Here is a 24,554-nt window from a genome sequence, read left to right on the forward strand (position 1 = left end):
CACTGCCGTTGTGGTGTCCCACAACGGCAGTGCCTATCTCCCCAGAATCCTGGCTGCCCTCGCGGACCAGACCCGGCCCGCGGACTCCCTCATCGGAGTGGACACCGGATCCCGCGACGACTCCGCCGTCCTCCTGGAACGGGCCTTCGGCGCAACCAATGTGAGCACCTTTCCGCCCGGCAAGAGCGGCATGGGCGGCGCCGTGCGCGCCGGGCTCAACAAGCACGCGCCCTGGGAAGGCCAGGACCAGCGTGCCGCCACAGAGTGGGTCTGGCTGCTTCACGACGATGCGGCCCCGGCCCCTGAGGCGCTGGCCGAACTCCTCAGTGCCGTGGAGCGCGCACCGTCGGTGACCGTGGCCGGCTGCAAGCAACTGGACTGGCACTCGGAACGCCGGCTGATCGACGTCGGACTCTCCACTAGCCGCTGGGCCGAGCGGCTTACCCTGATCGATGCCGACGAACTGGACCAGGGCCAGTACAACGGCCGCACTGACGCTTTTGCGGTGAACTCGGCCGGCATGCTGGTCCGCCGTGATATCTGGGAACTCCTGAAGGGCTTCGACCCCGCACTGCCGGGCACCGGCGACGACGTCGACTTCTGCTGGCGAAACCGCCTCGCCGGGCACCGTGTGGTGGTAGTTCCCACTGCACGGATGTTCCACGTAGCCCACCGGCCGCATGCCCAGGGAAACGCTTCCGCGGCGCGAAAAGCCCAGGTCCATCTGCGCCTCAAGCACGCCCCGCTGTGGAAGGTGCCCATCCATGCAGTCGGTGCGCTGCTTGGCAGCATTTTCAAACTCGTGCTCAGCATTGCGGTCAAGGATCCCGGGCACGGTTTCTCCCAGCTTGTGGCCACATTCGCTGCCCTGGCCCGGCCCGGTGCCGTGGCAAAGGCCCGCCGGACCGCGGCAAACAGCCGGCGGATCCGGCGGTCCGTCATCAAGAAGCTGCAGACGCCACGGCGTGAAGTCTGGAACCACCGCCGCTCCCTGATGGAAGCCCTGGGCGCCGACAACTCCACGGCCGATGGCCTGGTCCATGACCCCCTGGCGGACCAGCCCACGGGGGACTCATCAGATGATTTCGCTGCCCTGACCACCACCGAACGGGGTTGGGTGGGGACCGGCGCCATCGCCGCCATCATCATCGCGTCCGTGGCTTCCCTCACGGCGCTCACCGGGATGTTCCGGGCCGACGCTGTTTCCGGTGGAGGCCTCATTCCGGTGTCCTCCACCCTTGGCGAAATCTGGCACCACGCCTCCAGCTGGTGGATCAGCCTGGGGGCAGGGCTTCCGGGCAAGGGCGACCCCTTCGGCTATGTGCTGTGGATCCTTGGCCTGCTCGGCGGGGGAGACGCCAACGCGGCCATGGCCTGGCTCCTGCTGCTCGCCGCCCCGCTTTCCGGCCTGACCGCATGGTTTGCGGCCGGAGGCCTGACCATCCGGCGCCGCTTCCGCCTCGTTGCCGCACTCTTCTGGGCGGCCGCTCCTGCCTTGCAGATAGCACTGAACCAGGGCCGGGCCGGTGCCTTGGTGGCCCACATCATGATCCCGCTGCTCGTCCTGGCACTCCTGCGCGCCACCGGGTCCGCTGTGGGCCATGGGCGGTTCATTGTCCCGTCCGCGGGTGACCGGCGTTTCACCGAAAAACCACCCGCACGGCCTGGGATCAACGGCATGCCGTCCTGGACTGCCGCGGCCGCCGCAGGATTGACGCTGGGTGTTGTGACCGCGTCGGCGCCTTCACTGCTAGTCCCGGCCGTTGTGGTTATTGTGCTCTGCGGGCTGATGCTTGGCCGTCGTGGCCGCACCGTGTGGTGGGCTCTTTTGCCCAGCGCCGCGCTCTTTCTTCCCTTCGGGATGTCCGTTATCGACCGGCCGCGGGCATTGCTGGCAGACCCGGGTGTTCCGCTGGGATTCGAGGCAGCCCCGCTGTGGCAGCAATTCCTGGGCCAGCCGCTGCTGTTCTCCGCCGAAGGTGGCCTGTCCGGCCTTCCGTTCTTCAGCGGCCAGGCGATCCCATGGGCACTCGTGCTGGCACTGCTGCTTGCCGTTCCCGTCCTGCTGCTTGCCGTTGCCGCCCTGTTCCTCCCGGGTAAGCGCAGCAGGACAGCACGTGTTCTCTGGGTGGCGGCTCTGGTGATCTTCGCCGGTGGCTGGCTCGCAGGGCACGTTGCCACCGGCGCAACTGCCGACACCCTCGTGACACCGTTCACCGGTCCAGCCGTCTCCGCCGCAGGGTTTGCCCTGCTCGGAGCCGCCCTGATCGGTGCCGAGCGTTTGCTTGATGCCGCGGACCGGGCAGCCTCGCCGAGTATTCGGCGCAACGTGGCCCTTCGCTCCGCGACGGCCCTTGCCATGGTGGTGCTGCTGGCCGGTCCGCTGGCCGGCATGGCTGTGTGGTCGGCGCAGAACCTGCTACGTTCCTCAGCCGTTGCCCTCCCGGCCGACGTGCCGGCAGGGCCCGCGCTGGGAACGCCGAGGCTGGTGCAGCCAGGCAGCGCCCGGACGCTTCCCGCCACCGCCATAGACCGTGGCGCCGGGCCGGAGCAGACACGCACGCTGCTGATCAGCACCCACGAGAACGGCGCATTTGACGCGGCCCTGATGCGCGGTGCCGGGACCACCCTGGACAGCTTGTCAACGATTGCCGCCGCCCGGAACATTTTGGGCGCGCCCGGCCAGGAGACGGTCAGGGAGGACGACGACGTCACGGCGTCCATCCGCAGCGTGGTGGCCACGCTGGTTGCCGGCCAAGGCGTGGACCCCCGTCCCGAGCTCGAGCGCCTTGGTGCCGGATTCGTGGTGCTGCGCTCGGCGGACACCGCCGCCCAGCTCACGGCCAGCAGGATGGACGCAGTCCCGGGGCTCGTTGCCGTCGGCCAGACGGATGTCGGCTGGCTCTGGCGGATTACGCCGCTGAACCAGCCGGTTCTGCAGCCCGCCGACGTCGCCCATCGCGTCAGGATCGTGGACGGCACCGGCGCCACTGTGGCGCTGGTGCCCTCCAAGTACGACGACGTCGACACCCCCGTGGCCGAGGGGCCGGAAGGGCGGCTGGTGGTGCTCGCCGAACGGGCGGACCCGGGATGGAGCGCCTGGTTCGACGGGCGAAAGCTCACTGCCACAACATCTGGCTCGGCCCAGGCCTTTACCTTGCCTGCCACCGCTGGCCAGCTGACCATCCGCTACGACACCCCTTGGGCCCTTTGGTCCGGAATCGCGCAGATCACGGTGATAGGACTCACTGCAATGCTCGCCATTCCCATGCCCGCGCGCCGGCCCAACACAGGGCTTTCGAGGGACGAGGGATCTTTGCGTAAGGAACACCAGAATGCATAAGGACGCAGCCCGCAGGACCCCTCGCAAGCAGATGCTGGCAGGCCTGGTCTCGGCCGTGGCGATTGTGGCCGCAGCCGGCGCGGTGCTCGCAGCCTCCTCGGTCGCTCCGCAGCCGGCTGGGAGCCGCAGCATCCCGGCCGTGCTGGCTGCAGTTCCCGCAGGCGCCAGCGCAGGGGTATGTCCTGGCCCGGCCCGCCTGCTCGAAGGAACGGAGGCGGGCACCGACCCCCAGTTCAGCCCCGAATCCGCGACCGCCAAGAGCGCTGTCACGGGCGCCGTCCTGAGCGCCCCCGGCGGTGTCCTCCCCGGCAGCAGGCTCGCCGCCCTTGACGGGACTCCCGCCGTCGAGATCGCCAAGGACGGCAGCCAGCCCGGCCAGGGGACAGGTCCCCAGGACCTGACCGCCGGCGTCCTCGCCGGGCACAGCGTGGATGATGCCAGCTTCCTGAGCGCCGACGCCCAGGCAGGCCAGAAGCCCTCAGCCGCAGGGCTTATGAGATTCACTGCCACGGACGGTGACCTGCAGGGCTCGGCGGCTGCCAATTGCCAGCCGCCCGCCAACGACCTCTGGCTGTCCGGTGCCAGCACCACCGTGGGCCGCACCTCCGTTCTTGTCCTCAGCAACGCCTCAAGCACACCTGCCACCGTCAGCCTGGAGCTCTTCGGCAGCAAGGGTCAGATCCAGGCCCCGGGCAGCAGGGGGCTGCTGGTCGCGCCCGGAGGTACCCGCTCAATTGTCCTGGCTGGCCTGACCCCTGGTGAAGCCCAGCTCACGGTCCATGTCCGGAGCGCCGGCGGTCCGGTGGCCGCGGCCATCCAGCAGAGTGTCCTGAGGGGACTGACGCCCGGCGGCGTCGACTTCATTGCTCCGGGCGCCGCACCTGCCGCACGCCAGGTCATGACCGGAGTGGACATCCAAGACGCCGGCGCGATCTCCGCCTTCACGGGAAACAGCGGCTTCAACGACGCCGGCCCAGCGCTGGCCATCACGGTTCCGGGACCGTCGGACGCGGTGGTGGAGGTCAAGCTCTTCGGCCGGGACGGCCAGAAGGCCCTCCCCGGCGGCGGCGTTGTCACGGCAAAAGCCGGGGCCGTCACCGAGATCTCCCTGGCTGGTGTCCCAGCCGGCCACTACACGGTGTCCACCAGTTCGGACGTGTCATTTGTGGCCGCGACCCGCATCACCCGGGGCGTCACCAACGACAAAGCCTCGGACGTCGCCTGGGCTGCCTCCGGTGTCCGGCTGGGAAGCCAGCATGTGGTGCCCGTGCCCCAGGGCGGTGACCGGACGCTCGTGTTCGGCGTCCTCGAGAACCGTGCCACGGTCTCCTACGCTGCCATCACCGCGGACGGCAAGATCCGCGCGGCCGCCACTGCCGACGTCGCCGGCGGCACCACAACGTCCATCAAGGTCCCCGAGAAGGTGGACGAGTCGGAAGTGGTGGCGTACGTTGTCTCCGCGTCAGGTGACGCGGCCTACGGCGCGCTGCTCCTGCAGCAGGACGGCCGGGACGACATCTCCACGGTGGCCTTCACGCCGGCGGCTTCAGGGCAGGAAAAGGTGCCGGTCTCCCTGGGATACTGATACGACAGTACCGGCGGCGTCAGTACCGGCGGCGGTAGACCGGATCCAGGGTTTCCGGCGCTACGCCGAGCATTTCGGCGGTGTGTTCCACCACGACGTCGTGCACGAGGTCCTGGAGTTCCTCCCGGCTGGCGCAACCCTGCTCAACCACCCGGCGGTACAGGGTGATCACCGGGCCTTTCTCTGCCGTGGCGGGGGTGTAGGCGCCCATGGGAGGCGGGGCGGCGTCGGCCACCAGTTGCTCCAGCTGCGGGGGTATTTCGTCGACGGCAAACCGGACGCCGTCGAGCGTTTTGCCCCAGATGTCGTGGAGCCGCTGCGCGGAATCCAGCACCATGTCGTCAAAGCGGTCCGACCGTGTCCTGTAACCGGGGTGCGTTGGCAACACCAGCTCCCCGCGCAGGCCGCGGCCGTGGCGGTTCCGGCGGCGCATCGCAAAGCTTCGGCCGGGCGAACCCGAACCCGTTTCTGCGGCGCGGTCATCCGGGTCAGCCAAACGGACCGTAAAAGCTGAATCATGGTTCGATGACTGCATACCTTGACTGTAAACCCGGGCGCAGAATTACGCGACATAACCGCGGTCTGCGTGCCGGGGCGCGGCGGCCGATTCGGCAAATACTCCGAACAAGTTGGGATACGGAGTAGTCTGTGATGTCGTGGGAGCTATCCGTCAATGTTCAAGGTCAGCCTGCCGTCAGTCGGCGGTGGCAACTTTGACGTACGTCTATGCCGACTCCACCGCCGTCCTGGGTCCGCTTGCCACCTACGCCGAGCCGCATTGTTACGATTTGTGCGAGCAGCACGCCGGGTCACTGACTGTGCCCCGCGGCTGGGAAGTGCTTCGCCTGGCGATGCCCACAAGCCCGCAGCAGCCCGGACCGGACGACCTCCTGGCCCTCGCCAACGCGGTCCGCGAAGCAGCGGCCCAGCCGCCCAAGTCGCAGACCACGCCGGGTCAGCGTGGCTCGCATTCAGCGCTGGAGGCCCCGGCCGGCACCGAAGGCGTCCGCCGGGGGCATCTGCGCGCCCTGCGCGAACCTTCCTGAGGCGGATCTGGCGGTAGGCTGGAACCTGCTAATCAGTCAGCCAACGGCGCGAACGCGCCCCTGTCGGGAGCACCAATCATGCCAAAGATCAGTCCTGAACTGTTGTCCGTCCTCCGCTGTCCCGTGACCGGATCGCCCCTGGTCCAGGAAGGCGAAGAGCTTGTGTCGACGGCGGCGGGAGATTCGGGCGTGAAGCTGCGCTATCCGATCGAGGACGGTATCCCGCTGCTGCTGCCGCCGGAACTTCTGCAGGCCGCCACGGCTGCCGGCTCGGACCAGCACGATCCCCCCGTCCGGCCGGCCACGGACTAAACCCCGGCCACGGACAAAACCGCAGGTACTGCCCAGGCAGCGCCCGGACAACCCGCCCACCACCAGCAGTCGACTTTCGCGCAGACGCTTCAACGCCGTCGCCGCCATCGGACAAAGCAAAGGAATCCCATGACATTTGACTACAAGGTAGCCGACATCTCGCTGGCCGAAGCCGGCCGCCACCAGATCCGCCTGGCCGAGCACGAGATGCCAGGCCTGATGTCACTCCGCAAGGAGTTCGGACCCACCCAGCCGCTGAAGGGCGCCCGGATCGCCGGATCCCTTCACATGACGGTCCAGACTGCCGTCCTGATCGAAACCCTCACTGCCCTCGGTGCCGAGGTCCGCTGGGCCTCCTGCAACATCTTCTCCACCCAGGACGATGCCGCCGCAGCCGTCGTGGTGGGCGCGGGAACGGTCGAGGACCCGCAGGGTGTCCCGGTGTTCGCCTGGAAGGGCGAGACGCTGGAGGAATACTGGTGGACTGCACAGCAGATCCTGGCCTGGCCCGGCGCGGACACCGATCCGAAGCTCGGCCCGAACATGATCCTGGACGACGGCGGCGACGCCACCATGCTGGTCCACAAGGGCGTTGAGTTCGAAGCTGCCGGCGCTGTACCGGCGGCAGGCGAAGACGAGTCCGAGGAAGGCCGGATCTTCCTGGACGTGCTTCGCGCCTCGCTGCAGGACGACCCGCAGCGGTGGACCCGGATCGGGGCCAGCCTGCGCGGCGTCACCGAGGAAACCACCACCGGCGTGCACCGCCTCTACCAGCTGGCTGAACAGGGCAAGCTGCTGTTCCCGGCCATCAACGTCAACGACTCGGTCACCAAGAGCAAGTTCGACAACAAGTACGGCATCCGCCACTCGCTGCCTGACGGCATCAACCGCGCCACCGACGTCCTGATGGGCGGCAAGGTGGCCGTTGTCTGCGGTTATGGCGACGTCGGCAAGGGAGCCGCAGAGGCATTCCGCGGCCAGGGTTGCCGCGTCATCGTCACAGAGATCGACCCCATCTGTGCCCTCCAGGCAGCCATGGACGGTTACCAGGTGGCCAAGCTGGAGTCGGTGCTGAGCCAAGGCCACATCTTCATCACCACCACCGGGAACAAGGACGTCATCCTGGCCGAACACATGGCCGGCATGCGTGACAAAGCCATCGTGGGCAACATCGGCCACTTCGACAACGAGATCGACATTGCCGGTCTGGCGCGGATCCCCGGCATCAAGAAGGTGGAGATCAAGCCGCAGGTGCATGAGTGGGTGCTCGACGCCGGGACCGCCGAAGAGCGCTCCATCATCGTCCTGTCTGAGGGACGCCTGTTGAATCTGGGCAACGCCACCGGCCACCCGTCCTTTGTGATGAGCAACTCCTTCGCCAACCAGACCATCGCCCAGATCGAGCTATGGACCAAGCGGGACCAGCCCGAAGGCGACCGCGAATACAGCAACCAGGTCTATGTCCTGCCCAAGATCCTGGATGAAAAGGTTGCCCGCCTGCACCTCGACGCCCTCGACGTGGAGCTTACGGAACTCTCCAAGGAACAGGCCGACTACCTGGACCTGGACATCGCCGGACCGTACAAGCCCGAGCACTATCGTTACTGACGTGTGATGCCCCGGGTGCAGACCGCGCCCGGGGCTGTTATGTCCAAGCATTAAGATCGGACTATGGAACCTGTTGTTAGGCCACTCCGGCGGGGGACCGCCAAGAAGATTCTCTTGGTGGCAGCCGTGTGTGTCCTTGCCGCAACGGGCGGCGTCTTCGCCGCCGTCGCGCCGGGTTTTGCGCGCGGTGGCCTGGAGTCCGAAGCCAGCTCGGCAGTCCGGTCCGCACCGGGCGTCGCATCGCCCGTGGTGGCCCCGGTCAAGGTGGACGTCACGCCGGCCAACGCCGCAAAGCAGGTGAACCCGGCAATGCCGGTGTCGCTCAAGGTGGGCAACGGCAGGATCGAGAGCGTCACGCTGACCAGCACCACCGGCGAAGTAGTCCACGGCACCTTTGCAGGGGACGGCAGCAGCTGGACAGCGACAGACCCGCTGAAATTCAACACCGAGTACAGCTACACGTATGTGGTCACTGACGGGGCGGGACGGGATACCAACACCACAAACTCGTTCAGTACGGTTTCGAGCACGCACGAGGCGGATGCTGCCATCTACCCGCTGGATGGGATGAAGGTTGGCGTGGGCCAGCCGCTGCAGGTCATCTTCAGCGAACCGGTGGTCAACCGGGATGCCGTGGAGAAGGCCATCAAAATCACCTCCAGCGCGGGCCAGGCCGGGGCGTTCCACTGGTTCAGCAACACCATGGTCCGGTACCGCCCCGAGGCCTTCTGGGCGGCGAACTCCACCGTCACCATGGACATGCAGCTTTTCGGCGTGGACCTCGGCAACGGCCAGATTGCCAACTTCAACAAAAAGGTCACCGTGAATTTCGGTGACAAGCGGGTGGCTATCGCCGATGCCGCCGCGCACACTTTCACGCTCAGCGTTAATGACCAGGTAGTGAAAACCCTCCCGGTCAGCATGGGCGATCAGCGTTTCCCGTCAGCGCGCGGCTACGCGGTCCTGATGGAAAAGCACCGCTATGACCACTTCCGGGCGGCCAGCATCGGACTCAAGCCCGGCGATCCGGCCTACTACGGCGAAGTGGACGTGGAGTATGCCATCCGCCTCACCCTGAGCGGCGCCTACATCCACCAGGCGCTGGAGTCCGCCTACCCCTTCATCGGCAACGCCAACGTCTCGCACGGCTGCATCGGGTTCGCTCCCGACGGCGCCGCCTGGGTTTTTGACAACATGACCACCGGCGATGTGGTTCAGATCATCAACACCGAAGGCGACTACGCCGCCGTCGACGACGGCTATGGCGACTGGAACATCCCCTGGGCGGAGTACAACAACTAGGAACCGTTTGGCTCAGGACCAAGACTAGGCCCAGGACGAGGCCCAGGACGAGGACGAGGTTCAGGCCTATGGCCCGAACGGCAGGCGGTCCAACCGCTCCGCCGTGGCCGAGTTCCGGCGCCGGGCCTGCTGCAGCCGCGCGAGTTCACGGTAATGGCGTTCGGCGGTGACGGCCGCCAGGTACTGGTCCGGGCTGGTTCCCGGGGGCGGCGGAGGGGCCACATGCGCGGCCAGTTCCGTGGCGATCGACGCTGCCATTCCGGCGGCGGACAGCGGTGACATGCGTCCGGCCTGCCGGATGAATTGGGCGGCCTGCCGTGCGGTCGCATCTGGGATCCGGCCGATGTCCGCAGCTGTGGCCCAGCCCTGAAGCTGTGGGGGAACAAAGACGCGGACCGGTACCTCTGCCGGCACGCGCCGGCGCAGCGCATACGTGCCGGCAAGGATGTCGCCCAGCCGCTTGGAGCGGCTGTTGAAGAGGGCGACGCCGATGGCGAGGCCACCCAAGGTGAGGTAGATTTCCAGGAATCCAGTCAGCCCCCGGATCACGGCGTGACGGAACCGGATGGCGCCGCCGTCGTCCCTGACCACACGCAGGCCGGCCGCCAGTTTCCCGAGCGAGAGCCCCCGGGTGAGGGTCTCCACGGCTACCGGGACAATCACGAAGCAGAAGACCACACTCACCAGCGTCAGCGCCCGCATTGCTGCCTCGTCAAGGTCCTGGCCGGCGGCTGCGACGCCCAGCAGGATCAGGACCAGCAAGATGATGTTGAACAGGACATCCAGCAGCAGGCCAAGGGCGCGGGCGGCGAAGGATGCGGGGCGCAGTTCCAGGACAACGGCCTCGCCGGTGATTATCGAACTCAAGCGGATACCCCAATCCCTTGTCAGCCGTCCTGCGGACCTTCACAGTCTATGGCGGCTAGGCTGTTGCCGTGGATATGGATGCCTTCTCCGCCGCCAACGGGGACAAGTGGTCAAGGCTGCACCAGCTCGCCCATAAGCGGCGCCTCAGCGGCGAAGAGGCCGATGAACTGCTGCGCCTTTACCAGTCGACGTCGGCCCACCTTTCCTTCATCCGGTCGATTGCCCCGGAGAGCGGCCTGTCGGCGTCCTTGTCCGCCACCCTGGCCCAGGCCCGGACCCGTTTCACAGGCGCACGGTCCAACGTGATGGCGGACCTGGCCCGGTTCTTCGTGGCTGCCCTGCCGGCGGCTTTGTACCGCCTGCGGTGGCTGACGGTGGCCTGCGGCGCCGCATTTATCCTGGTTGCCGGCGCCTATGCGCTCTGGATCGGGACGTCCCCCGAGGCCCTGCGGTCCGTTGCCTCCGAGGCTGCGGTCCGGCAGTACGTCGAGGAAGACTTCATTGGCTACTATTCGGAAAATCCTGCGGCCTCGTTTGCGGGGGCCGTCTGGACCAACAATGCCTGGATCAGCGCGCAGGCGGTGGCTTTGGGCATCACCGGCTTCTGGGTACCCATGATTCTGTTCACGAACGCCCAGGGCGTCGGGATCGCCGCCGGAGTTTTCGCCGCCGTGGGCCGCCAGGACGTCTTTTACAGCTACATCCTGCCGCATGGCCTGATGGAACTGACGGCTGTTTTTATTGCCTGCGCGGCGGGCTTGAGGATCTTCTGGGCCATGGTGTCCCCGGGACCACGGACGCGGGGACGGGCCGTGGCGGACGAAGGCAGGTCGCTGATCACCGTGGCCCTGGGGTTGGTGCTGGTGCTGTTCGTTTCCGGATTAGTGGAAGGTTTTGTCACGCCCAGCCCGCTCCCGGTATGGGCCAAGATCGGCATCGGCCTGGCGGTGCTGGCTGCCTACTGGGGCTACGTCCTGGTTTGGGGACGGCAGGCCTATGACGCCGGTGAACGCGGCGACTTGGTGGCCGGCGACGCTGGATACAGCGAAATCGCCGCATGAATCCGGTAGCGACGGGGTGGCTCCTCGCCCTCGTGGAGGAGCGGGCGGTAGGCTCGATATCAGATACACGGCGCTGCCCGGATCAGAGCCGGCGGCGTGGAACCCAACGGAAGTGACGCTGCTGTGAACGACAATTCGCCGACCCCTGCCAAACGCACGGAGCCGCAGCCGGATCCGGACCTGGATACTTCGTCGGATTCGGAAGAGCCTGCTTTTGCCTGGCTGAAAGACTCCGGCTCCAGCACTCCCGACGTATCCCCAGCGCATAGCGCCGGTACCGGGCAGGGCGGTGTCACCCAGCCCGAAAGCCGCGCCGGCCGCAAAGCCGCGGAGGCCGCCGTCGAACCTCACGCCGCGGTGCCTTCCGTAGAAGAGTCGCTCCGCAAGGAACCGTCCGCCCAGGGTGCCACCCGAAACGGTGCCCACTTCAGCGAGCCGCTGCCCACGTCAGCGCTGCAGGTCCGTCCGCCGCAGGAGGAAGTGGAGCGCCGCAACGCGGAGCGCGAAAGCGCAGCCAACGCCAAGCCCGTGGCCCCGCGCATCTGGCAAGTCCTGCTGGCCCTTTTCTACCCGGTGATCCTGCTGGTGCTGGCCGTCCGCGCGGTCACCAGCCCGCTGTTCCTGTGGGCCGAGTACAACAGGCCCGGGTTCCCGGGCGACGGGTACGGGTTCAGCACCGACGACCGGATGACGTACGGTTCCTACGCGGTTGACTACCTCAGCAACTGGGCGGGGCCGCGGTACCTGGGTGATCTGGTCAATCGCAGCGGCGGGGACCTTTTCAAGGACGGCGAAGTCGGCCACATGGCCGACGTAAAAGTTGTCATCCTTTCCGCGTTTGGCGGGGGAGCACTCCTGATCGTCCTCAGCCTCGTGGCCATCGCCTACCTGCGCCGCCGCAGCACCGGCGGTGTGCGCCGCGGCCTCTTCGCGGGATCCATTGTTGCGCTGGCGATCATCCTGGGCCTTGGCGCATTGGCCGTGCTCGGCTGGCAGCAGTTCTTCACCGAATTCCACCGGATCTTCTTCGCCAGCGGTTCCTGGACGTTTGCCCTTGAAGACACCCTGATCAGACTGTTCCCGGGCCAGTTCTGGATCGATGCCGGTATTGTCATCGCCGCGCTGGTCCTCCTGGCGTCCCTGGTGACGCTCGTCCTCACTTGGCCCACCCGCCGCCGTCGCGGCCTGGCCAAGGATGAGCCGATAGCCGCTGAGGCGTAGCCCCAGGCAACTGCACGTGCTCAGCCGTTTATTTTGGCGGGCTGCTTCTTGCGGCCGGTGATGGTCAGGAAGCCCTGAGGGTCCAGCTCGCCTAGGTCCCCGGTACGGAAGAATCCGTCCACAAAGGCCTCGGCGGTGGCCGCTTCGTTGGCGTGGTAACCCTTGAACACGCCGATCCCCTTGACCAGCACTTCGCCGTCCTCGGCCACGCGGATGGTGGTGCCCGGCAGGGGGACGCCCACGCTGCCCACCCTGGTCCGGGCGGGGGTGTTGGCCGTACAGGGGGCGGTTGTCTCGCTCAGGCCGTAGCCCTCAAGGACCAGGATCCCGGCGCCGCGGAAGAAGTGCGCGTCCTCAGGTGCCAGGGGGCCAGTCGCCGATACCGCGTAACGGACCCGGCCACCCAGAATCTGCCGGAGCTTCGGGTACACCAGCCGGTCGAAGACGGCATGCAGCGCCCGCAACGCCGGCCCGGGTCCGTGGCCCCCGTTGCGGGCCACGGTGTCCTGTGCCGTGGAAAAGCGGATGGCGGCGGCTGACGCAGCCCTGAAGATTTTGGCTTTCCCGGACCCGGCAGCCTGGTGCGCGGCGTCAGCCCGGACCTTCTCGAAGATCCTGGGCACCGCCAGGAGGAACGTGGGTTTAAACGTGCCCAGATCCGCCCGCAGATCAGCAGGACGGCTGACGTGTCCCAGCGTGGCGCCCGCATGGAGGCACGCCACCTGGGCAGCGCGGGCGAGCACATTGGCCAGCGGCAGGAACATCAGGGTGCGCGCATTCTGCCCCTTGAGGACCTCCGGGAGAAAGGCGACGACGTTGACGGCCACGAGCGCAAAGTTGCCGTGGGTGATGACGCAGCCATTTGGACGTCCGGTGGTGCCGGAGGTGTAGGCCAGGGACGCGACGTCGTCCAGGCCCGCGGCGGAGCGGTGGCGTTCCAGCTCGGCGTCCGTGACGCCCATTCCGGCAGCCGAGACGCTGGCGAGGTTCGGGGCGTCGCCGTCGTTATCCATCCTCACGACGGTGACCAGCCGGTCCTTTAGCAGAGTGGAGGTCTCCAGGATGCCTGCAATAAGCGACACCTTGCCGCGGTCCTGGGCGAACACGCGGCGCGCGCCGGCGTCGTGCAGGATCCACTCCACCTGGCCGGGGGTCGAAGTCTCGTCGATGGGGACGCTCACGCCGCCGGCAAACCAGATGGCGAAGTCCACCAGGGCCCACTCATAGCGGGTGGCGGACATGACGGCCACGGTGTCGCCCGGCTCCAGGCCGCCGGCGATCAGTCCTTTGGCGAGGGCACAGACATCGTGCAGGAATTTTTGCGCCGGGACGTCGGTCCAGCCGTTGGGGCCTTTGCGCGCGTAGAGGGCGTGGGCCGGGTTGGCGGACTCCCGCTGGCGCAGGAGATCCGTGACATTGCTGCCGGGCTCCAGCTCCACCAGGAGCTTTGTGCTTGCTTCTCGCACGGGGGCGTCTCCGTTCCGCTGCCTCAACGCAGTTCGCGGCTGGTCAGGGTTTCATGCAATCCTGCCTTAGATCCAGGACGGCATCCACATCCGGTAGCGCCATTCCTGGTAGGGGATGGTCTCCGCCGTCCACACCGGGTAGAAAAATGCGGACAACAGGACTGCCCCGGCGACGAAGAGTGCCACCAGGTAGACACCGGACCGCCGGCGCCAGAGCGGGTCGGTGTCCCGGCCCAGGACGAGGCCCAGGCAATACACCAGTGCGAGCACCAGGAAGGGCTCAAAGGAGACGGCGTAAAAGAAGAACATGGTCCGCTCCGGGTACAGGAACCACGGCAGGTAGCCGGCGCCCACGCCCGCAAGGATCGCCCCTGCGCGCCAGTCCCGGCGACCGGCCCACCAGAACAGCAGGACCACCAGTGAGATGGCCGCTCCCCACCAGATCATCGGGTTCCCCACCGAGAGAATAGCTGAGGCGCAGTTGGGCACGTCGCATCCCGGGACGCCCTGCTCCGGCTTCTGGTAGAAGAACGACGTCGGCCGGCCCATCACCAGCCAGCTCCAGGCGCTTGCCTCGTAAGGGTGTTCGGAGCCCAGTCCCTGATGGAACTTGTAGGCCTCCAGATGGTAGTGCGCCAGCGAACGCAGGGAGTCCGGCAGCCAGCCCCACTCCGCTGAGGGGTTGCTCTGGGCCCACCGCCGGAAGTAGGCGCCCTCGGAACGGAACCAGCCCGTCCAGGTGGCGGTGTAGACCACCGCCGCAACCGGAACCATGCTGACAAAGGCAGGCAGGCCATCCTTGATGATTCCGCCGCTGACCCAGCCGCGGATTCCCGCGACGCGCCGTGCATTGAGGTCCCACAGGACCGTCAGCACACCGAAGCCGGCGAGGAAAAACAGGCCCGACCATTTGGTGCCTATGGCGAGTCCCATGCACACGCCCGCGGCGAGACGCCACCAGCGGATCCCCAGCCACGGTCCCGCCAGCAGTTGGCTGGCCGGGGGCCGAGCGTTCCGGGACGCGGCCGCGAGCCGTCCGAGCCGTGCGGCCAGCCGCCGTCGTCCGTCATCGCGGTCCAGCAGCAAAGCTCCGAAGGCCGCCAGGAGCCAGAACATCAGGAAGATGTCCAGGAGTGATGTCCGCGACATCACCAGGTGGTGGCCGTCGACGGCGAGCAACAGGCCAGCGGCGGCAGCCAGCGGCACTGAGCGGAACAGTTTCAGTGCAATCAGTGTGAGCAGCAGGATGGACAGGGTTCCGGTCAGTGCGGCCGCGAACCGCCAGCCAAACGGATTCTCGGCCCCGAAGAGCCACATGCCGCCGGCGATCATCCACTTGCCCACGGGCGGATGGACCACGTACTCGGGAGTGTCCAGGAGGATGGCCGGGTTGCCTGCGTTGAAGGAGTCGTTGGCCTTGTCCGGCCAGCCCCGTTCGTAGCCGCTGACCACGTAGGAGTAGGCGTCCTTGACGTAATACGTTTCATCGAAGACCAGGCTGTGCGGCGTGTCCAGCCGGACAAAGCGGAGGACGCCGCCGATCACGGAGGTCAGGGCGGGCACCAGCCAGAACCAGAGACGCAGCGACGGCGGGTAATCCCGCCAGCTGCGGGTGCTGCCGATCAGGCGCTCGCGGAGGGCCGCGGCAGAGAAGGCCTCTGCCGGACGGGCGATCCACGGGCCTCGTGCCGGCGGGATGGTCTGGCCGGCCTCGGCAGGCCGCAAGGAGGTCTGCGTCACGAGCCCCATGCTACCTTTTGCAGCTTGGGCCGCCGGCCAGCAGTACGCTGGGGGAGTGGACCCTAACCCCAGCACCTTCGCCGATTCCCGCCCCGCAGAACCTTCCGTTGCCGCCGGGGAGGAGCCAGAGACAGAGGTTCACGTGGCAGCGGACCCGGCTGCAGCGGCACCGGTCGCCACGGGGCCGGGCCGGATTGTACTGGCGGCAACGCCCATCGGGAATACGGGAGACGCGTCGGCCCGCCTGATCGAGCTCCTGGGGACGGCGGACATCGTGGCCGCCGAAGACACCAGGCGCCTGCACCGCCTTGTCCAGAGCCTCGGAGTCACCGTCGCAGGGCGGGTCATCAGCTACCACGAGCACAACGAGGCCACCAAGACCGCGGAACTGCTGGAGCACGTCCGGTCCGGCAAAACCCTGGTCATGGTCACAGACGCCGGCATGCCTTCGGTCTCGGACCCGGGGTTCAGGCTGGTGGAAGGCGCTGTGGCAGCCGGACTCACTGTGACCGCGGTCCCGGGCCCTTCCGCGGTACTGACCGCCCTGGCACTGTCCGGTCTGCCCACCGACCGCTTCTGTTTTGAGGGATTCCTGCCCCGGAAAGCCGGCGAACGGGCGTCGCGGTTGGCGGACCTTTCGGCCGAACGCCGGACCATGGTGTTTTTTGAGGCCCCGCACCGGCTGGAATCGATGCTGCGGGCCCTGCGCGAGCGTTTCGGTGCCGAGCGGCGGATCGCTGTCTGCCGGGAACTGACCAAGACCTACGAGGAAGTCATCCGCGGGACGGTCGGGGAACTGTTGCTGTGGGCCGAAGGCAACGAGGTCCGCGGCGAGATTGCCGTGGTGCTGGGCGGCGCCCCTGAACAGGCGCCGGGCACCCCCGAGGACCACGTGGCGGCCGTCAACGAGCTGGTGGCCCAGGGAATCCGGCTCAAGGAAGCCGTGGCCGCCGTGGCCGAGGACGTCCGCGTCAGCAAGCGGGAGCTGTACTCGGCGGTCCTCGCGGCACGCTGAGCGTACAAAAAGGCCAGCTGTGCAGCTGCACAACGAAATCTCGCTTCAGCAGTGCGTCCAGGCGTAGACCCTCTGGCGGCCGCGGCAGTAGTGTGACAGTAAATCAGCCAATACGGCAGGCCGCTTAGGCCCTGCGTCAAGGCTGAACCAAACCTTACTGACGAGGGAGTCACCGTGACTGTCACCGCACAGCCAGCTGTTACCGCGGAGCGCGAAATCGCACTGCTGGCCTCTGTTCCCACCGGATTGCTGATCAACGGCGAATGGCGCCCGGCGGCGTCAGGCAAGACGTTCGACGTCGAGGACCCCGCCACGGGCAAGGTGCTCCTCAGCATCGCTGACGCCGGCGCCGAAGACGGCAAGGCTGCTTTGGACGCGGCCGCCGCAGCGCAGGAATCGTGGGCGAAGGTCCCGGCCCGTGAACGCGGCGAAATCCTCCGCCGTGCCTTTGAGATGGTTACGGCGCGTGCCGAGGACTTCGCGCTGCTGATGACCATGGAAATGGGCAAGCCGCTGGCCGAGGCCCGCGGAGAGGTCACCTATGGCGCCGAGTTCCTGCGCTGGTTCTCCGAGGAAGCCGTCCGTGCGTTTGGCCGCTACTCGGTCTCGCCCGATGGCAAGTCCCGCCTGCTGGTCACCAAAAAGCCGGTGGGCCCGTGCCTGCTGATCACGCCGTGGAACTTCCCGCTGGCCATGGCCACGCGCAAGATCGCCCCTGCTGTCGCGGCCGGCTGCACCATGGTGCTGAAGTCGGCCAACCTCACGCCGCTGACCTCGCAGCTGTTCGCCGCAGTCATGCAGGAAGCCGGCCTGCCGGCCGGAGTCCTGAACGTCATCCCGACGTCCACGGCAGGAGCCACCACCGGCCCGCTGATCAAGGACCAGCGCCTGCGGAAACTCTCGTTTACGGGCTCCACTGAGGTGGGCCGGCGCCTGCTCGCCGACGCGTCCGAGACCGTCCTGCGGACCTCCATGGAACTCGGCGGCAACGCCCCGTTTGTGGTGTTCGAGGACGCGGACCTGGACGCCGCCGTCGCCGGTGCCATGCTGGCGAAGCTGCGGAACATGGGCGAAGCCTGCACCGCGGCGAACCGGTTCATCGTGCACGAGTCCGTCGCCGACGAATTCGCCCAGAAGTTCGCCGCGAAAATGGGTGAGATGACCACCGCCCGGGGCACCGAACCGGAGTCCAAAGTGGGTCCGCTGATCGATGCCAAGAGCCGGGATAAAGTTCATGAGCTCGTGTCCGATGCCGTGGCCTCCGGCGCCAAGGCCGTCCTGGGCGGCGCCCCGGCCGAGGGCCCGGGCTACTTCTACCCGCCCACCATCCTCACCGGCGTCACCGAAGGCACGCGGATCCTGTCCGAGGAAATCTTCGGCCCCGTCGCTCCGATTATCACCTTCGGCACCGAGGACGAAGCCGTCCGCCTGGCCAACAACACCGAGTACGGTCTGGTGGCGTACGTCTTCACGCGCGACCTGAACCGCGGCATCCGGATGGGCGAACGGCTCGAGACCGGCATGCTCGGCCTGAACGCCGGTGTCATCTCCAATGCCGCCGCACCGTTCGGCGGCGTCAAGCAGTCCGGGCTGGGACGTGAAGGCGGCCTCGAAGGCATCGAGGAATACCTCTACACCCAGTACATCGGCATCGCGGACCCCTACGCCGGCTGAACGGATCGTCCTCCGGCTGACAGGATTATCCTCCGGTCAGCCGCTTCCTCCACCGCCAGTAGGTAGCCGCTGCGGCGAGCCGCTATTGGCTACCACGCGGCCGGAACAAGCCGCCGCGCGCCCTCGACCAGGAGCGTGCGGCGGCTTTTGCCGTCCGCCGCGCCAGCCTGTTGAGCCCTCTGAACGGGGCAGCCAGCAGCCAGGCCCAGCGGCCCAGAACCGACGGCGGAAGCCAGTCGGCACGGAGGCGTCGAGGGAGCGAGGCGTTGGCACGCAGGGAATGCTGCACCGCCGCGATGCGTGGGGCAATGGCCCCTGTCCTGCCGCGGCCGGCTGTGTCCTGGACGGGCGGGCCGTAGTGCCGGCGTTCAAAATCGGAGGTGAGGCTGCGGATGGCTTGGTGCGCGGCGTCGTCCATGCCGCCATGTTCGCCGAGCAGCGATGAATGGCGGAGCCGTGCGGAATACGTCCGGGCTGTTTCGCTGGAGTCCGGTGGCAGTCCGTAGTCGGTTCCGAGGTCACGGATTTCGGCCCACGCCAGCGGAATCACGTCCTCCCGCGCCCTGCCCTCGGTGCGGAGCCGCCGCACACGCCGCCCCACCCTCACCAGTCGCGGCGAGGCCGCCAGGAAGACGAGGCCCAGCGCGGCCGCCGTCCCCAGCAGCCATGGCAGGAGCAGCTGCCCCAGGTCCCCTGCGCCGCCACCTGCGCCGGGGAGGGGCACAGCCGTGGCGCTTGGCGTGGGGGTCGGGGCGGTTGCGCCGGGAAGGAGGTCGTCGTTATTACCCAGCGAACCGGGGATGCCGGATGTGCTGGTTTCCGTGGCGTACGCGGGTATAACACCACGCGAGGGCGTGGGTTCGAAGGGTACCCACCCCAATCCCTGGAAGTAGAGCTCGGGCCAGGCGTGGGCGTCCCGGGCGTCCACCTCATACTCCGGCAGCGCACCTTGCCCGGCCACTGAAACCGTGGAACCAGTGCTTCGGCCCGGCGCGTAGCCAACCGCGATCCGGCTGGGGATACCTTCCAGCCGGGCCATCACGGCCATCGCGGACGAGTAATGGATGCAGTATCCGCTCTTCTGAGTCAGGAAATCGGCCAGCACCGAGAGCCCGTTACCGTCGTAGCCGCCCTGGACAGGTGACTGGAGCGAGTAGGTGAACTCCCCTGAGCGAAGGTATTTCTGGATGGCCATGGCCTTGGCGAAGGGTGTGTCACTCGAAGCTGTCACCGTGTCAGCCGTGCTGCGGACGATGTCCGGGACGTTGCCGGGAACCCTGGTGAAGTCGGCAGGGATTCCCTGCACGGCCTGCGACGACTGTTGAAGGAGGGTGGCCGTGAGCTTAGGCGCCGTGGACACCACAATGTATTGCTGTGTCCGCGTGTTGGTGTTGGAACCCTTGACGGCCAGGGTGGCAGGGTCCCATGTCCAGGCGCCATTGAGCCCGCGGATTGTTTCCGGCGCGTACGGCAACGGCAGGTACGGGCTGGTGAACGTGCCCGTATCCACGGCAGTCACCTGGCGGAGCTGCTCCTCGGCGACGATGTCGTGGCCCGTCTCAAGCTGTCCGGCCACGGGGCGGCGCTCTGCGTCGCGGTCATCAGGTCCCCACGACTCGCCGTCGAAATTGTCAACAGTGACGGACCGCAGATACAGCGGCCCGGCCGCGTTGGTGGCATAGGTGATCCGCCCGCTTCCGGCCGGTGCCCGCAGGCTGTTTCCCAAGGTAATCATGGGGTTCAAGCCGGTCCCGGCGCCCCACGGGTTCAGCCGGGAGCCCTGCGGAAACGTGCCGTGGTCGAATCCGGGGATGGCCGCCGGCACTGCCAGTGTTGCCACCAGTGCAACGGTTCCGGTCAGCATGGCCCGCCGGAACTGGCCGGGATTCCGGCCGCTGTCGGCCGCAGTGCGGGAATCCGGTGCAAACCACTGGCTGAACGCGAGGATCAGGAGGTACCCGGCTGCCGTGGCAGTGAAGCCCCAAACCCCCACGCTCTGGGGCTTCACGGTGGCGGGGACTATGAGGATGGCCAGCAGGCCCAGTCCGGTTGTTGCCGGCATGCCAAGCGGCACGGCCAGCGCATCGATGAGGATGACTGTCAGGCCCAGGGCTGCGCAGCTGACCATAACGATTCCGGCGTTGGGAGCCACCGGGGCACTTTCCGCAAGTACCGTCTCGCTCGCCCGGCGGACGAACCTGTCCACTTCAGCCAGGGTTGCCCCGGACGGGATGAAACCGGCAATGCCCGTGCTTCGGAAGAACGTCAGGGTGAGAATCGCGATCAGGGAGGCAAAGCCGCCGGCAGCCACCACGAGAGGATGGGCCCGCAGCGCGCGGAGCGTGGCGATGGTCAGGCAGACCACCACCACCGTGGTCAAGATGGGCAAGTACCAGGCCCAACCCCGCAGGACACCGTTGAGGGAAATCGCGGCGCCGGCCACGGACAGGGCGACGGCGCCGGCCATGGCCCAGGGGTACGCCCCGACCCGCGTCCGTGCCGGAACCTGGCCCGGGGCACCTGTGGCTGTCGGCCCGCGGGACGCGTTGCGTTCCGGTGCCAGTGTCACCGTCCCACCCCCGCTCCGCGGCGTACGTCTGCCGCTGCCGTGGCCGGCGCAGCACCACCCTGGTCGAAGTGGGTCCAGGCGTCCGGGACCGGAACCGAGGTTGGCACCGCCACTGCCCGCCAGCCGCCCCGGCGGAGGGCCTCCAAAGAGTCCTCGGAATCCGCGGGCCTCTCGGAAACGATGATGGCGAAGGCATTTGCGCCATAACCCGCCGCCGGAGCGAGGGCTCTGGCCTCGCTCGGAGAGATCCTGCCGAGCACGGCAATAAGGGGCCCCCGCATCCGGTGGGCGGAGAGTTTGTCCATCAGGTGATCGTCGAAAACGGCCGGTCCGGCATCCTGGCCACTGTGGTCCCGGGCAGCATGGTGCGGACCGGACAGCTGGATGGCGGCGAGGCTTTCGGCGATCGACTGGAGCCCGGACGCTCCGCTGAACTCTTCCGCTTCCGGTTCCGGTGCGGACGGGGAGCGGAGGAACGCGGGTTCGCCGCGGGGGTCCAGGAGGCGGAGGGCGTAGTTCCGCTCCGACAGGTGCGTGCAGATGGAGATCGCGGCCACCACGGCCCACTCGAACGTGCCGCTGGTGATCATCTCGTGCCCGTCTACGGCCGCATTGCCACCAAAACCGGAGCCGTGCCCGCCGGAAAATGCCGCGAAGCGTTGGTCCAGGATGATGGTGGCCTCCGGCGTCGTGACGGACTCCTCCTGGCGCACCATCAGGGCGCCGTGGTGCGCGGTGGCTGCCCAGTGCACACGGCGCATGGGATCGCCCGGGCGGTATTCGCGGGTCATGATGTCGTCGTCGCTGGGGTTGGCACGGGTACGGGTTGCTGTGATGCCGTCGTTGCCGCGTGCTCCCGCGAGGCCCGTCACGGGAAGCTCGACGGCGGCGGGCGTCACGGTGAGTGTGTCGCCGTCGTCAATTGACCGCCGGTGCAGGGACAACCCGAACGGATCCGTGAACTCGGCGGTTACCGGACCGATCAGGTACTGTCCGCGTTTGGTGGAACGCAAATGGTATTCGTACCTGCTGGTCCCGCCCTTGGCCGAGCGGGCGGGGAAATGGAAGGCCGGGGACTCGCCGAACCGTGGCGGCAGCCGTTCCTCCATGATCGCCCGGCCGCCCCCGTAACCGGTCCGTGCCACTGCGAGCCGCGCTGTGGTGGCGGCGGAGGTCTCCACCGGGGACGGGCTGAACTCGCGGTAAACCTGAAACCGGGGCTTGAGGAGCCTGATCCCGGCCAGCGAAACCAGGGGAAGGACGATGAGCAGGACACTCAGGCTCAGCAGGTCCCGCCGCCCCATGATCTGCGCGGACAACAGGCAGACGGCGCCGGCGGCCAGGAGCCCCCAGCCACGCTCGCTGAACAGGTGCCGGGGTAGTCGGTCACGCAGCGCCATGTGCCGTCCCTGCCTAGTGGTTTCGGCGCAGTCCGGCCGGCGGCGCCGATGACCGGGCCGGGTTGTTCACCGGGTCCTGGTTCACCGGGAGCCGGGAGAGGATGCTCTGGATGACGCTGTGCGGGGTCTCGCCGGCGCCGGCCGCCTTGCGGTCCAGGATAATCCGGTGGGCCAGCACGGATTCCGCCACGCTCACGACGTCGTCGGGCAGCACAAAATCACGGCCGTCCAAGGCCGCCGTGGCTTTCGCCGCCCGGAGCAGCTGGAGCATGGAGCGTGGGCTGGCGCCCAGTCGGAGCAGGGGGCTTTCGCGCGTTGCGCGGCCCACTGAGACGGTGTATTCCTTGACGGCCTGGGATACGTAAACCTGCTGGACCGTGGCGATCATCGCTGCGACGTCCGCCGCGTTGACCACGGCGGAGACCTTGGCCAACGGGGAGGTTGCCTGATGGGTCTCCAGCATCTCGATCTCGGAGTCCTTGTCCGGATAGCCCATGGAAATCCGCGCCATAAAACGGTCGCGTTGGGCCTCCGGGAGTGGATAGGTGCCCTCCATCTCGATCGGGTTCTGGGTGGCCACCACCATGAACGGTTCGTCGAGTTTGTACGAGTCGCCGTCCACCGTGACCTGGTGTTCCTCCATGCACTCCAGGAGGGCTGATTGGGTCTTGGCCGACGCGCGGTTGATTTCATCGCCAATGACGATGTTGGCGAACACGGCACCCGGGCGGAACTCGAACAGCCGCGATGCCTGATTGTAGATGGACACGCCCGTCACGTCCGAGGGCAGCAGATCGGGAGTGAACTGAATTCGGCTTACCGTGCAGTCGATGCTCCGGGCGAGGGTTTTGGCCAGAAGGGTCTTGCCCACGCCTGGCACGTCCTCCAGGAGCAAGTGGCCTTGGGCCAGCAACACTGTCAGGGCGAGCCTGGCCGCATCCGCCTTTCCGTCGATGACGGTGTTTATCGATGCCAGGATCCGCTGGCTGGCCGCGTGGAATGCTTCCGTGTCCATGGCTGCTGCCTTGTGGCCGTTGAGGTGGCCCACCTGCTCCGTCACGGCGGTAAAGTTCCGGCTGGCAGGGGTGACCTCGTTGACGGCGGTGCGGCGGTGGGAGTCCATCTGCAACCTTTCAGCCCGGGGATCACCCGGAACGGGACAGCAGGCCTGCCTTCGCCCGGCGGTGGGCGTTCGCATCTGTTCCCACCAGCCTACTAACACAACTGCCCTGGCTGACAGAGAGTTCCGGGAATTCTGCGGTGATCCGCCGCCGCTAGGCTTGAGGGATGTGCAATTCGCTGATTCCCGCCGCTTACCGTGCCGCCGGGGCGGACCCTGCAGATGCCGGGCGGCAGGCGCGGCAGGACTATCCGCCGGCGCCGGAGCCGCTGCCGGTCCCCGTGATGGACAACCATACGCACCTGGATTTCCCCGACGGCGAGAGCCCGGTGGGCATCGCCGCGGCGTTGGATGCGGCCCAGGCCGTCGGAGTACAGGGGGCCGTCCAGGTGGGCTGCGACCTGGAGTCCTCCCGGTTCACTGTCCGCGCCGTTGACCTGGACAGCAGGTTGCTGGGGGCCGTGGCATTACACCCCAACGACGCCCCGGGCTATGCCAGGCGAGGCGAGCTGGAGGATGCGCTGGCGGAGATTGAGCAACTGGCCGCCCACCCCCGGATCCGGGCCATCGGCGAGACCGGCCTTGATTTCTTCCGCACCGAAGGGGAGGGCCTGGCCCACCAGCGCTATTCGTTCCGGCGGCATATCGATATTGCCAAGCGACTGGACCTGACGCTGCAGATCCATGACCGCGACGCGCACGACGACGTCGTGCAGGTCCTGCGCGAGGAGGGGGCTCCGGAACGGGTGGTGTTTCATTGCTTCTCGGGTGATGAGGCGCTCGCCAGGATCTGCAATGCCGCGGGCTGGAACATGTCCTTTGCCGGCACGCTGACCTTTAAGAATGCGGCTAACCTCCGCGCCGCGCTGGCGGTGGCAGACCCGGACCTGGTGCTGGTGGAAACGGATGCCCCGTTCCTGACTCCGCATCCGCACCGCGGCCGTCCCAACGCCAGTTATGTGGTGCCGTACACCGTCCGCGCCATGGCCGAATTGACAGGAACTGACCTCGCGGAGCTCTGCACCCGGATTAGCGAAAATACCGTGCGGGCGTACGGATCGTGGGACTGATCCGGGCCTCGTCGCAGCGCTTGCTACACATACCTCGTATGTAAATTTCTTGGCCGCTTTATAACGCTACGGTTACAGTGGAGAACTATTAGCCGGGGTCGGGGAAGGCCTTCGGATAATTTCACTTCATTCGCAGCAGGACCAGGCAGGACTTT

The 24,554-nt window shown here is 67.3% G+C and carries 17 protein-coding genes and 1 pseudogene; 11 read left to right on the plus strand and 7 right to left on the minus strand.

What is annotated here, in order from left to right; genetic code table 11:
• The first annotated feature begins 10 nt into the window (after positions 1-10).
• Both ASG77_RS17845 and ASG77_RS17850 read left to right on the plus strand, forming a co-directional pair.
• Entirely contained in the window at positions 11-3,343 is a 3,333-nt protein-coding gene (locus ASG77_RS17845; protein ID WP_056348036.1) for a glycosyltransferase family 2 protein, read from the plus strand.
• On the plus strand, positions 3,336-4,928 hold the full coding sequence (locus tag ASG77_RS17850; RefSeq protein WP_056348038.1) for a DUF5719 family protein: 1,593 nt from the start codon (positions 3,336-3,338) through the stop codon (positions 4,926-4,928). Before ASG77_RS17845 ends, ASG77_RS17850 begins: the two co-directional genes overlap by 8 nt.
• A gap of 19 nt (positions 4,929-4,947) precedes the next feature.
• Here ASG77_RS17850 and ASG77_RS17855 read toward each other — a convergent pair whose 3' ends face one another.
• A complete protein-coding gene (locus ASG77_RS17855; RefSeq protein WP_056348040.1) occupies positions 4,948-5,463 on the minus strand; it encodes a metallopeptidase family protein in 516 nt (171 codons plus the stop codon).
• A 121-nt stretch (positions 5,464-5,584) separates the two neighbouring features.
• On the opposite strand from ASG77_RS17855, the gene ASG77_RS17860 reads away from it, so the two are divergent.
• The 4 genes from ASG77_RS17860 (at position 5,585) to ASG77_RS17875 (ending at position 9,196) form a co-directional block, all read left to right on the plus strand.
• The gene (locus tag ASG77_RS17860) at positions 5,585-5,974 is read left to right on the plus strand and encodes a DUF3499 domain-containing protein (RefSeq protein ID WP_056348041.1); all 390 of its coding nucleotides are present in this window, start codon (positions 5,585-5,587) and stop codon (positions 5,972-5,974) included.
• A gap of 78 nt (positions 5,975-6,052) precedes the next feature.
• Positions 6,053-6,286 (plus strand): Trm112 family protein, encoded by a 234-nt coding sequence (locus ASG77_RS17865; protein WP_056348043.1) that lies wholly within the window; start codon positions 6,053-6,055, stop codon positions 6,284-6,286.
• Positions 6,287-6,415: 129 nt separating this feature from the next.
• Positions 6,416-7,894, plus strand: coding sequence for an adenosylhomocysteinase (gene ahcY / locus ASG77_RS17870; protein WP_056348045.1), 1,479 nt, complete (start codon positions 6,416-6,418; stop codon positions 7,892-7,894).
• A 63-nt stretch (positions 7,895-7,957) separates the two neighbouring features.
• The gene (locus ASG77_RS17875) at positions 7,958-9,196 is read left to right on the plus strand and encodes a L,D-transpeptidase (RefSeq protein ID WP_056348047.1); all 1,239 of its coding nucleotides are present in this window, start codon (positions 7,958-7,960) and stop codon (positions 9,194-9,196) included.
• Between the two features lie 66 nt (positions 9,197-9,262).
• On the opposite strand, the gene ASG77_RS17880 is transcribed toward ASG77_RS17875, so the two are convergent.
• Entirely contained in the window at positions 9,263-10,063 is an 801-nt protein-coding gene (locus tag ASG77_RS17880; protein WP_056348049.1) for an RDD family protein, read from the minus strand.
• Positions 10,064-10,131: 68 nt separating this feature from the next.
• Between ASG77_RS17880 and ASG77_RS17885 the strand changes: the two genes are divergently transcribed.
• Both ASG77_RS17885 and ASG77_RS17890 read left to right on the plus strand, forming a co-directional pair.
• The gene (locus ASG77_RS17885; protein WP_200950798.1) at positions 10,132-11,124 is read left to right on the plus strand and encodes a stage II sporulation protein M; all 993 of its coding nucleotides are present in this window, start codon (positions 10,132-10,134) and stop codon (positions 11,122-11,124) included.
• 123 nt (positions 11,125-11,247) lie between these two features.
• On the plus strand, positions 11,248-12,345 hold the full coding sequence (locus tag ASG77_RS17890; RefSeq protein ID WP_056348435.1) for a TIGR01906 family membrane protein: 1,098 nt from the start codon (positions 11,248-11,250) through the stop codon (positions 12,343-12,345).
• Positions 12,346-12,389: 44 nt separating this feature from the next.
• Here the strand turns inward: ASG77_RS17890 and ASG77_RS17895 are convergent.
• Positions 12,390-13,811, minus strand: a pseudogene (locus ASG77_RS17895) (AMP-dependent synthetase/ligase); the annotation flags it as partial.
• Between the two features lie 66 nt (positions 13,812-13,877).
• Positions 13,878-15,560, minus strand: coding sequence for a dolichyl-phosphate-mannose--protein mannosyltransferase (locus ASG77_RS17900; RefSeq protein WP_056348053.1), 1,683 nt, complete (start codon positions 15,558-15,560; stop codon positions 13,878-13,880).
• A gap of 46 nt (positions 15,561-15,606) precedes the next feature.
• Here ASG77_RS17900 and rsmI point away from each other — a divergent pair, with 46 nt between their 5' ends.
• Complete coding sequence (gene rsmI, locus ASG77_RS17905) at positions 15,607-16,566, plus strand: 16S rRNA (cytidine(1402)-2'-O)-methyltransferase (RefSeq protein WP_235564656.1); 960 nt, start codon at positions 15,607-15,609, stop codon at positions 16,564-16,566.
• Between the two features lie 174 nt (positions 16,567-16,740).
• On the plus strand, positions 16,741-18,240 hold the full coding sequence (locus ASG77_RS17910; RefSeq protein ID WP_056348055.1) for an NAD-dependent succinate-semialdehyde dehydrogenase: 1,500 nt from the start codon (positions 16,741-16,743) through the stop codon (positions 18,238-18,240).
• Between the two features lie 82 nt (positions 18,241-18,322).
• Here ASG77_RS17910 and ASG77_RS17915 read toward each other — a convergent pair whose 3' ends face one another.
• From ASG77_RS17915 to ASG77_RS17925, 3 genes are read right to left on the minus strand one after another with little or no spacing between them, the layout of a single operon-like run.
• A complete protein-coding gene (locus ASG77_RS17915) occupies positions 18,323-20,809 on the minus strand; it encodes a transglutaminase family protein (RefSeq protein WP_056348057.1) in 2,487 nt (828 codons plus the stop codon).
• Positions 20,806-22,209, minus strand: a complete 1,404-nt coding sequence (locus tag ASG77_RS17920) for a DUF58 domain-containing protein (protein ID WP_056348059.1) — start codon at positions 22,207-22,209, stop codon at positions 20,806-20,808. The genes ASG77_RS17915 and ASG77_RS17920 overlap by 4 nt, the downstream gene beginning before the upstream one ends.
• A gap of 13 nt (positions 22,210-22,222) precedes the next feature.
• Positions 22,223-23,332, minus strand: a complete 1,110-nt coding sequence (locus ASG77_RS17925; protein WP_056348061.1) for an AAA family ATPase — start codon at positions 23,330-23,332, stop codon at positions 22,223-22,225.
• Positions 23,333-23,496: 164 nt separating this feature from the next.
• Here ASG77_RS17925 and ASG77_RS17930 point away from each other — a divergent pair, with 164 nt between their 5' ends.
• Entirely contained in the window at positions 23,497-24,399 is a 903-nt protein-coding gene (locus tag ASG77_RS17930; protein ID WP_056348063.1) for a TatD family hydrolase, read from the plus strand.
• Positions 24,400-24,554 lie beyond the last annotated feature (155 nt).

Source organism: Arthrobacter sp. Soil762 (assembly GCF_001428335.1).
In the GTDB taxonomy this organism is placed as follows: domain Bacteria; phylum Actinomycetota; class Actinomycetes; order Actinomycetales; family Micrococcaceae; genus Arthrobacter.